The organism is Ruegeria sp. YKSF070 (genome assembly GCF_059612725.1).
This window is the reverse complement of sequence record NZ_JBXWRD010000021.1, coordinates 62,664-71,859: the sequence shown is the minus strand read 5'-3', so window position 1 is coordinate 71,859 and position 9,196 is coordinate 62,664. Positions and strand designations below refer to the sequence as shown.

General features: G+C 64.5%; 9 protein-coding genes. 3 read left to right on the top strand and 6 right to left on the bottom strand.

The annotated features are described in order from the left end of the window. From AC2FL1_RS12320 to AC2FL1_RS12310, 3 genes are all read left to right on the top strand, one after another. Positions 1-552, top strand: a 552-nt coding sequence (locus AC2FL1_RS12320; RefSeq protein ID WP_496877131.1) for an AMP-binding enzyme, incomplete at its 5' end; no start/stop codon positions are given. A 13-nt stretch (positions 553-565) separates the two neighbouring features. After that, entirely contained in the window at positions 566-961 is a 396-nt protein-coding gene (locus tag AC2FL1_RS12315; protein ID WP_234140329.1) for a RidA family protein, read from the top strand. Positions 962-1,050: 89 nt separating this feature from the next. Then, complete coding sequence (locus tag AC2FL1_RS12310; protein WP_496877130.1) at positions 1,051-2,580, top strand: sulfatase-like hydrolase/transferase; 1,530 nt, start codon at positions 1,051-1,053, stop codon at positions 2,578-2,580. Here AC2FL1_RS12310 and AC2FL1_RS12305 read toward each other — a convergent pair. The 6 genes from AC2FL1_RS12305 to AC2FL1_RS12280 form a co-directional block, all read right to left on the bottom strand. Continuing rightward, positions 2,571-3,008, bottom strand: coding sequence for a MerR family transcriptional regulator (locus AC2FL1_RS12305; RefSeq protein WP_496877129.1), 438 nt, complete (start codon positions 3,006-3,008; stop codon positions 2,571-2,573). The genes AC2FL1_RS12310 and AC2FL1_RS12305 overlap by 10 nt on opposite strands. Before the next feature lie 307 nt (positions 3,009-3,315). Further along, positions 3,316-3,642, bottom strand: coding sequence for a hypothetical protein (locus tag AC2FL1_RS12300; protein WP_496877128.1), 327 nt, complete (start codon positions 3,640-3,642; stop codon positions 3,316-3,318). A 542-nt stretch (positions 3,643-4,184) separates the two neighbouring features. Continuing rightward, positions 4,185-5,429: a Tm-1-like ATP-binding domain-containing protein gene (locus tag AC2FL1_RS12295; protein WP_496877127.1), complete on the bottom strand. Its 1,245-nt coding sequence runs from the start codon at positions 5,427-5,429 to the stop codon at positions 4,185-4,187. After that, a complete protein-coding gene (locus AC2FL1_RS12290; RefSeq protein ID WP_496826901.1) occupies positions 5,426-6,370 on the bottom strand; it encodes a homoserine kinase in 945 nt (314 codons plus the stop codon). Before AC2FL1_RS12290 ends, AC2FL1_RS12295 begins: the two co-directional genes overlap by 4 nt. Continuing rightward, positions 6,367-7,665: an aspartate aminotransferase family protein gene (locus tag AC2FL1_RS12285; protein ID WP_496877126.1), complete on the bottom strand. Its 1,299-nt coding sequence runs from the start codon at positions 7,663-7,665 to the stop codon at positions 6,367-6,369. Before AC2FL1_RS12285 ends, AC2FL1_RS12290 begins: the two co-directional genes overlap by 4 nt. Beyond that, positions 7,662-9,140, bottom strand: coding sequence for an aldehyde dehydrogenase family protein (locus AC2FL1_RS12280; RefSeq protein ID WP_496877125.1), 1,479 nt, complete (start codon positions 9,138-9,140; stop codon positions 7,662-7,664). The genes AC2FL1_RS12285 and AC2FL1_RS12280 overlap by 4 nt, the downstream gene beginning before the upstream one ends. Positions 9,141-9,196: the final 56 nt, after the last annotated feature.

Sequence of the window (9,196 nt, the reverse complement as noted above, 5' to 3'; positions counted from 1 at the left end):
GATCACCGCCCCGCCTGCACCGGCAAACCGGTGACGGGGTATCAGGTGCGCATCCTTGACGAGGCAGGCAACGAGGCCCCGCGCGGCGAGGTGGGGCGGCTGGCGGTACGCGGCCCGACCGGCTGCCGCTATCTGGCCGATGACCGGCAGGCGGGCTATGTGCAGAACGGCTGGAACGTGACCGGCGACAGTTTCGTTATGGATGCGGATGGCTATCTGCATTTCGCCGCCCGCAGCGACGACATGATCGTCAGTTCCGGCTACAACATCGCCGGGCCCGAGGTCGAGGCGGCGCTGCTGTCGCATCCGGCGGTGGCCGAATGCGGGGTCATCGGCGCCCCGGACGAGGCGCGCGGCCATATCGTCGAGGCCCATGTGGTGCTGGCGCCGGGCCATACCGGCGACGCGCTCATGGTCAAGACCTTGCAGGACCACGTCAAGGCGACCATCGCCCCCTATAAATACCCGCGCAGCGTCCGGTTCATCGACGCGCTGCCAAAGACTCAGACCGGCAAGATCCAGCGCTTCCGCTTGCGCACGGACATTCAGTAAACGGAGGCCAGACATGACCCACAAGATCATCCAACCCGAGGGCTGGGCCCCCGCCAAGGGCTATGCCAACGGCATGCTGACCCGCGACGGGCATCTCTATGTCGGCGGGCAAATCGGCTGGAACGCGCAGCAGCAGTTCGAAAGCCATGATTTCATCGGCCAGATGGAACAGGCGCTGCGCAACATCCTCGACGTGGTCGAGGCCGCCGGGGGCCGGGCCGAGCATATCACCCGGCTGACCTGGTACGTGACCGACAAGAAGGAATACATGGCCCGTCAGGCCGAGATCGGCGCCAGCTATCGCAAGGTGATGGGACGGCATTTCCCGGCCATGGCCATGGTGGTGGTGGCGGGCCTGGTCGAGGATGACGCCCTGGTCGAGATCGAGGCCACCGCCGTCATCGACTGATCCAAGGGTCATGACGGCCCAGCAGGACGCTGGACAGGGAAGAGCCAACTGTCTACCCATTGGGCGATCGGAAAGCAGCGGGTCGCACCATGAGCAGGCAGAGCAACGTTCTCTTCATCATCATCGACCAGCTGCGGGCCGATTGCCTGTGGGGCGCGCTTGCGGATCACGTTGACTTGCCTCATCTGCGGGCGCTGGCCGAGGACGCGGTCAGCTTTCGCCGTCACTATTCGGTAACCAACCCCTGCGGCCCCTCGCGCGCCTCGATCCTGACCGGGCAATACGCGATGAACCACCGCTCGGTCCGCAACGGCACCCCGCTGCGCCATGACACGCCCAACATCGCGACCGAGATGCGCAAGGCCGGTTATATGCCGCTGCTCTTTGGCTATACCGACACCTCGCAGGATCCGCGCGCCTATGACGCCAACGACCCGGCGCTCAGGACCTATGAATTCCCGATGAACGGGTTTCACGAGGTGACCGAGATGCGGCTGGAGATGTCCTATCCCTGGCAATCGCATCTCAAGAACCGCGGTTATGTCTTTGACGATTACGCGCAGGTCTATGTGCCCCGCCCGGATGCCGACGGCACCCCGCGCCTGAACGGGCCCGCGATGTATCGGGCCGAGGACAGCGACACCGCCTTTCTGACCGACCAGTTCCTTGCCAACATGCCCGCCTGGGCCGGGCAGAACTGGTTCGCGCATCTCACCTATATCCGGCCGCATCCGCCGCTGGTGGCGCCCGCGCCCTATAACACGATGTACGATCCCGCCAAGTTGCCCCTGCCCGCGCGGCTGTCGACGCGCGACGACGAGGCAGGCGAACACCCCTTCTTTGGCCCCGCCACCCGCTATTCCAGCCCAGCCAGTTTCGTGCTGGGCTTCCCCGACCTGGAGCCCAGCGACGAGACCGTCCAGACCCTGCGCGCGGTCTATCTGGGCCTTGCGACCGAGGTCGACACTCATATCGGTCGGGTGATCGGGCATCTGAAAGAGACCGGCCAGTATGACGACACCCTGATCGTGGTCACCGCCGATCATGGCGAGATGCTGGGCGACCGCCACAGCTGGGGCAAGATGACGGTCTATGACGCCGCCTATCTCACGCCGCTGATCATCCGCGCGCCGGGCTGCAAGGCGGGCCATGTGGTCGAGGCCCCGACCGAGTCGATCGACCTGATGCCCACCATTCTCGACTGGGTCGGGCAGGATATCTCGAACTCGGTCGATGGCCGCTCGCTCCGGCCGTTCCTGACGGGCGAGGCGCCCTCCGACTGGCGGCAGTACTCCTTTTCCGAGCTGGACATCTCGGAACCGCTGGACCCGACGCTCTGGCAGCATGAGTTCGGCTTTGGCCCCAGTGAGGGCGCATTGGCCATCCTGCGAGACGCGCGTTTCACGCTTGTCGAATTTGCCGCCGACCTGCCGCCGATGCTGTTCGACCATCAGGGCGAAGGCGAGTTCCGCAACGTGGCCGACCACCCCGCCCATGCGGCGGATCTGGCGCGGCTGTCCCGGCAGATGCTGCGCCACCGGATGCGCAACATGGACCATACGCTGTCGCTCTGCGCGATCACCCACGATGGGGCCAAGACCCGGCGCCGCTACGACTGAACCGGCGCCTCCGAGCCGTGATCGGTCAGGCATTCGGAATGGTCGCGCAACACTTCGAGCACGCGGCAATCGCCGCCGCGATGGCCGTCGCAACTGTCGATCATCCGTTGCAACTCGGCCTCGAGCGCGCGTAACCGCGCCAGCCGCTGTTGCACCTGCGCCAACTGCCGCCGGGCAATGGAATCCGAGGCCGAGCAGCTTTGCCCCGGCTGATCATTCAGCGCCAGAAGCTCGCGGATCGCATCCAGCCCAAAGCCCAGCTGCCGCCCGTGCCGGATAAACGCCAACCGGTCCAGCGCCGCCTCGTCATAGCGGCGCTGCCCGCCCGTCGTGCGCCCGGCCTCGGGCATCAACCCGATCTGCTCGTAATAGCGGATGGTCTGCACCTTGGTGCCAGTTCTACGGGCAAGGGTTCCAATCGTGTACATGGCTGAAACCTACATTTTGTGTAGGTTGAAGGCCAGTGCCCGGGCTCACAGCCTTTACCGCGTCAACCTCATTGGCAGTTTCTGCCGGTCAGCGGAGGTTTCGCCATATCCGGGCGATGTCCGCTGTGCGGGACGAAGCCGCCCTTCAAAATTGACCCCCGATCTGAACGAGCGACGGGCCAGAAATGTTGAATTTGTCCACTCACGGACAGTTCCTGGTAGTCCAGCTACGTGCAAGCTACGCGCCCGTTCTGGGGATAATCGGTGACCTTATCACGCAGAACCACTCTGCAGATGGGTTGAGGGGTCAGGGCGACAGACGGAGGCGCTTTTTGACCAAGATGATTTGGACATGATGTCCACCAGGCGTTTCCACAGTAAAGCTTTCTGGCGTGAAACCCATCTGTGTAGTTGCGAGGACAAGTGGATAGATCGTATTACACAGATCCTCCTTCAAGTCTTTTGATTTCCAGGTGGTTGCCAGTTTCTTTTGATCGGCTCGGGACACCTGTATGACCGCGAAACCGCAGTCAATAATGTCGGCAGACGAAGGAAACGAGGTATCGGCCGGCAGATCGATCTCCCAACCAGACAACGTTGCCAGAGCAGCGACAGCAAGAAACTTTACCACCATAACTTTGGCTCCTTCGAATTAAGGGAACTATGTTTGGAAAGCAGTTGCACAACTTTGATACAAATCATTGCCCCGTGCCTCGTGTTCGAACGCGGCGCAATTGCCGTGGGGGGACAACCTGGAAACCAGAACTAGAACCCGACCCAGGAGATAGTCCGTTTGGCCGTGCCATAAGACGCTTTACTCCTTTGCGGGGATTGTCGGCATCGGGCTCTCACTTAGCTTTCGCCGCGTTGGACACGAGTGGCCGGTTCGGGAAACATCGCCATTCGCTGCGCGATGCATGAACTCGTAAGATGCGGGACAAAGCGCCAATTCGCTGCAACCGCGCCAACGCCAGCTTTCCTGAAACCTGCCCAAGGGACTAGCGCCTACACCGGAGGGTCGGTTTTCCTCGCTTCGGCAGCCTGTAACGTAAGCGGCGTCGGGTCGAGAGCCTGGTTACCCACCTCAAGGACCAGCGTCTTATCGCTTTATGTTATGACAGATTTGGCGAACTGTGCCTGCCACCAGTTTGCATAGCCGCACTCGTTGTCTTGGGATCATGAACCCTGACCCCCTTTGCCGACCAGCCCCCGCGCCACCCAATCGTCGAACACCGCCAGTGCACGGTCCGAGAACGCGGCATCGTTGATATGGTCATCCAGCTCGATCAGTTCGGCATTGTCCGGGCAAGCACTGCGGATCTCGTCACAAAAGGCCGCCAGCCCCTCCGCATCATGCAGCGGCGCGTCGGGGCGGTCCCATTCGTTGCAGCCCCCGGTGGGCAGCATCAGCGTCACGGGACCCTGTGCGCCAGCCAGTTTGCCACAGATGGCCCGGGCAACCTGCCGCCGCTCGTCCGCCTCCAGCACCGCCGAGGTCAGCAGGCGATTATGGGCGTGGCTGGGCCGGTCGGCCAGCGCCGGGGGCGGCGCCTGCCAGCCGACGTAATCGACCAGATCGTAACAGCCCGGCGCCACCAGTTGCGGGATGCCCTGCCTGCCCGCATTGGTCATCCGGTCGGCCCCCGCCGAGAGACCGCCAAAAAGGTGGTTGGCCACCTCCTGTGGCGCGAAATCGAACACGGCGGCAAAGGCGCCCTCGGCCGCCAAGCTCTCGAACGCGCGCCCGCCCATACCGGTCGCGTGGAACACCGCAACCTCGTATCCGCGCGCCTCAAGCGCCGGTTTCAGGCTGACCATATAGCGCAGCACCGTCTTGCCGAAGCTGGTCATGCCGATGAGTGGGCGATCACGATGCGGCGCCTCGACCGCTCGCGCAGCCCCCAGCACCGCCCCCGCCGCCTGGCTGAGCGAGGCCTTGCAGATCGAATTCAACCCGTATAGCCCCCCGGCCCACAGGATCATCTGCACATCCGCCGGGATCCGCTCGGGCGGCAGCAAGGGCGAGAACGAGACGGTCGAGACGATGTATTTCGGCACCCCAAGCGGCAGTGCGGCGCACAGGTCCAGCGCCAGATCGGTGCCCATGGTGCCGCCCAGCACGATCACCCCGTGGATGCGGCCCGCAAGATACAGCTCCAACGCCTTGGCCGCTGCGCCCCGGGCCATGATCTGCATGGCGGCATTCTCGTCGCCACTGTCGATGGCCGCCTGTATGGAACTGCCACCGGCCTCGGCCACCTCATGCTTGGAGACATCCGTGGGCCGGGACGGATCGCCCAGCACGCTGACATCCATCGACAGCACACCGCCCCCCTGCGCCGCGATCACGCTGGCGAGGTAATTCAGCTCATCATCCTTGGTGTCATAGGTGCCCGCGATCAGGATCGTCTTGTTGCTCATCTCTGCCTCTCCTCCATGAAATCCCCGGCCAGCCGCAGCGCGGTGTCCAGCATGCGTGTCGATCTTTGCCGCCCGCCCGATTCGTCCAGCCGCGACAGGATCCAACCCGGATAGGTCAGCGCCCGCAGCATCAGCATGAAATCGAGCGTGCCGGGCTCGACCTTGCGGCGCACGGCATAGCCCGCGCACAGACCAGCCCGCAGCCGGTCGTATTCAGGCTGGCCGATGAACTTGACCAGAACCGTCGCAAGGTCGAAATCCCGGTATCCCCAGGCACTATCGTCGAAATCAATGAACGCCACGCGATCGTGGTCGACCAGCACATTCTCGGCGACCAGATCGGCATGGATCAAGCCCTGGTCGGTATCGGGGGCGAACCCTTCGAACCCGGCCAACGCCCGCTCGCGGGTTGCGATCATCAATTGCCGCTGCTCGGGGTCAAGGTCAGGGTGTTCCCAGAACCGACCCCAGAGCGGGTCCGGCCCCAGCAACCCCGAACGCCGCCAGTCGGGACGCTGGAAACCCGTGGGCGGCGTCCAGCAGTCCGACAGGTCGTGCATCCGGGCCATCTGCGCCCCGATGATGTGGCCCATGGCTTCGGCATCCAGTCCCGGCGCCAAGCGCCCCATTTCGCCCAGCGGACGACCCTCCAACCATTCCAGCAGGCTGACATGCCGACCCTCGACCCGGCCCAACAAGGTGCCATCCACCTGACGCACCGGTCGCGGAACCAGCAGTTCCGCCTTGCCCAGCATCTCCATCCAGGCAAGCTCCGAGTGCAACTCGGCCTCGCTCCGGTAACCGGGGCGGTGAAACCGCAACGCATAGTGGCGCGTGCCGTCCGACACCTTCCAGACCTCGTTTTCCCGCTGCGCGGCCAGTTCATGGCGGGCCCCGTCGAGGCCCCAGAGTCTCAAGGCATGGGCAAGGGCAACGGTCACGGCACTAACGGCGTTTCGGACAAGACGGTGTCCAGTGTTTCGATCAACTGGTCTGCATTGGCACGGCTGAACGGCATCGGTGGGCGGATCTTCAGCGTGTTGTAATGGATGCCCAGGAAATTCAGCAGCACGCCCCGTTGCCGCATCGCGTTGGCGACCCGCTTGGCAAAGGCGGTGGCGGGGGTCTTGTCGGCCCGGTCCAGCACCAGCTCGGCCCCAAAGAACAACCCCGACCCGCGCACATCGCCGATGCATTCGTGACGCCCGGCGAGGTCGTGCAGGCCCTCGCGGGCATAGTCACCCACCGTGCGCGCGTTCTCCATCAACCCTTCGTCCTGGACCACCTTCAGCGTTGCAAGCGCGGCGGCGGCAGAGACCGGGTTGCCGCCGAAGGTGTTGAAATAGCGGAACCGCTTGCGAAACGCGGCCATGATCCCGGGGCCGGTCACCACCCCGCCCACCGGATGGCCGTTGGCCATCGGCTTGCCCAGGGTCACCGCGTCAGGCAGAAAACCCGCCTTCTGGTGACCCCAGAAATGGCTGCCCAGGCGGCCAAAACCGGGCTGCACCTCATCCGCGATCACGATACCGCCCGAGCGGCGCACGGCCTCGATTGCGGGGGCGAGCCAGCCGGGTTCCAGCGCGGGGAAACCTTCATTGGCAAAATAGGGGCAGATGATCAGGCAGGCGAGCTTGTGTCCGCGCGCGGCCAGTGCCTCGATCTGCCCCTGCACGGCGGCGGCAAACGCCTGTGCATGCGCCGGGCCGGGAACGCCACCCAGGGGGCGATAGCTGTCGGGCGCGGGCACAAAGGCCATGTTGTCCCAATACCCGCCCGGCGGCGGATTGGTGCGCGACAGTTGCGACACCGCCATCGTGTTGCCGTGATAGGTGTGATCGGTCGCGATCACCCCGGTGTTGCCGGTAACCGCCTGCGCCATGCGCAGCGCGATATCGTTCGCCTCGGACCCGGTGCAGGTCAGGATCGCGGTGTCCAGCGGCGCGTCGAATGTCGCGGTCAGCGCCTCGACATAGTCGAGGATACCCTCGTGCAAGTAGCGGGTATGGGTGTTCAGCGTCGCGGCCTGCGTCGCAATGGCCTCGACCACGCGGGGGTGACAATGCCCCACATGCGGCACGTTGTTATAGCAATCGAGGTACTTGTTGCCCTCACTGTCCCACAGCCAGACCCCCTGCCCCCGGACCACATGCACCGGTTCGTCATAGAACAGGCTGACATTCGGCCCCAACAGGCGCGCGCGCCGGTCGACAAGGGCCTGGGTCTCTGGCGTCATAGCTGCATCCAGGCGGTTTTCAGGTCCACGTATTTGTCGAGCGCATGCAGGCTCTTGTCATGGCCGTTGCCCGACTGGCCTACCCCGCCCAAGGGCACGGTGCCATCAGCGCCGCCATAGGTGTTCACATGTACCACACCGGCGCGGATGGCCCGCACCATCCGATGCGCGCGGCCGAGGTCCGAGGTCCAGAGCCCCGAGGCCAGACCATAGACGGTAGAGTTGGCCAGATCGACAGCCTCTGCCTCGGTGTCAAAGGCGCTGACCGCCAGCACCGGGCCAAACACCTCCTGCTGGTTCAGCGTCGCGTCGCGCGCCACACCCGTCATCACCGTGGGCTGCATGTAATAGCCGCCTGTCTCCTCGAGGATGCGCTTGCCGCCCAGGGCGCAATCGGCGCCTTCGGTCAAGGCGGTTTCGACAAAGCGCAGGTTCTGCTCCAGTTGCGCCGCCGAATGCACCGCCCCCACGGCCGAGCCCAGATCAAGCGGGTCGCCCACCCTGAGCGCGCTGGCATGGCGGCAGAGCGCATCGACGAATTCGTCATGGATCGACCGTTCCACGATCAGACGCGAGCCCGCGACACAGACCTGCCCCGAATTGCGAAAGATGCCCGCCGCCGAAACCTTGGCCGCGTGATCCAGATCGGCCACATCCGCAAAGACCACATTGGGCGACTTGCCACCCAGTTCCAGATAGCAGCGTTTCAGGTTCGAACGGGCGGAATATTCCAACAGCCGCCGCCCGACCGCGCCCGAGCCGGTAAAGACCAGAATGTCGATCTCCATCGACAGGCCCATTGCCTCGCCCACCTCGGATCCCTTGCCGGTGACCACGTTGAACACGCCTTCGGGCAGCCCCGCCTCCAGCGCCAGTTCCGCCAGACGCAGGATCGAGAGCGAGGCACTCTCGGCCGGTTTCACCACGATCGAATTGCCCATGGCCAGCGCCGGCGCGATCTTCCACGCGCCGATCATCAAGGGGAAGTTCCAGGGCAGGATGGCACCCACCACGCCCACCGGTTCCTTGTGCACCAGGCCCAGAATGTCGCCCGCGGTCGGGGCGATCTCGCCATAGACCTTGTCGAGCACCTCAGCGTAGTAGCGAAAGGTCCCGGCGGCTGAGCCGCTTTCGGCCTTGAAGGCCATGGAAATCTCGGTGCCGTTGTCGCGCACCCCCTGCACCGCAAGGTCCAGCGCTTCGGCCTCGATCAGCTCTGCCAAGCGGGTCAGCACCTTCTTGCGGGCGGCGGGCGGTTGCCCCGCCCAGACACGGGATTTGAACGCTTGACGCGCGGCGGCAGTCGCCTGCGCGACCTCGCGCGCGCCGCCCCGCGCGATCTGGGTCAGGACGCTCCCGTCGATGGGCGAGATCACGTCAAGCGTCTCTCCTCCACCCTCGACGCGCCCGCCGATCACATGGCCGCGCGGCGGGATCACCCGGGTGCGCAGGGCGTCGATTGCTGCCTGATCCATGGCGGGGGTCCTCCATCCCTATTGGTTCATTATTCAAACCATCGTTTCATAAAATG

What these genes read in the sequence shown, in the direction of transcription:
- AC2FL1_RS12315 (WP_234140329.1), top strand. Translation starts at nt 566, where the DNA reads ATGACCCACAAGATCATCCAACCCGAGGGCTGGGCCCCCGCCAAGGGC.
- AC2FL1_RS12310 (WP_496877130.1), top strand. Translation starts at nt 1,051, where the DNA reads ATGAGCAGGCAGAGCAACGTTCTCTTCATCATCATCGACCAGCTGCGG.
- AC2FL1_RS12305 (WP_496877129.1), bottom strand. Translation starts at nt 3,008, where the DNA reads ATGTACACGATTGGAACCCTTGCCCGTAGAACTGGCACCAAGGTGCAG.
- AC2FL1_RS12300 (WP_496877128.1), bottom strand. Translation starts at nt 3,642, where the DNA reads ATGGTGGTAAAGTTTCTTGCTGTCGCTGCTCTGGCAACGTTGTCTGGT.
- AC2FL1_RS12295 (WP_496877127.1), bottom strand. Translation starts at nt 5,429, where the DNA reads ATGAGCAACAAGACGATCCTGATCGCGGGCACCTATGACACCAAGGAT.
- AC2FL1_RS12285 (WP_496877126.1), bottom strand. Translation starts at nt 7,665, where the DNA reads ATGACGCCAGAGACCCAGGCCCTTGTCGACCGGCGCGCGCGCCTGTTG.
- AC2FL1_RS12280 (WP_496877125.1), bottom strand. Translation starts at nt 9,140, where the DNA reads ATGGATCAGGCAGCAATCGACGCCCTGCGCACCCGGGTGATCCCGCCG.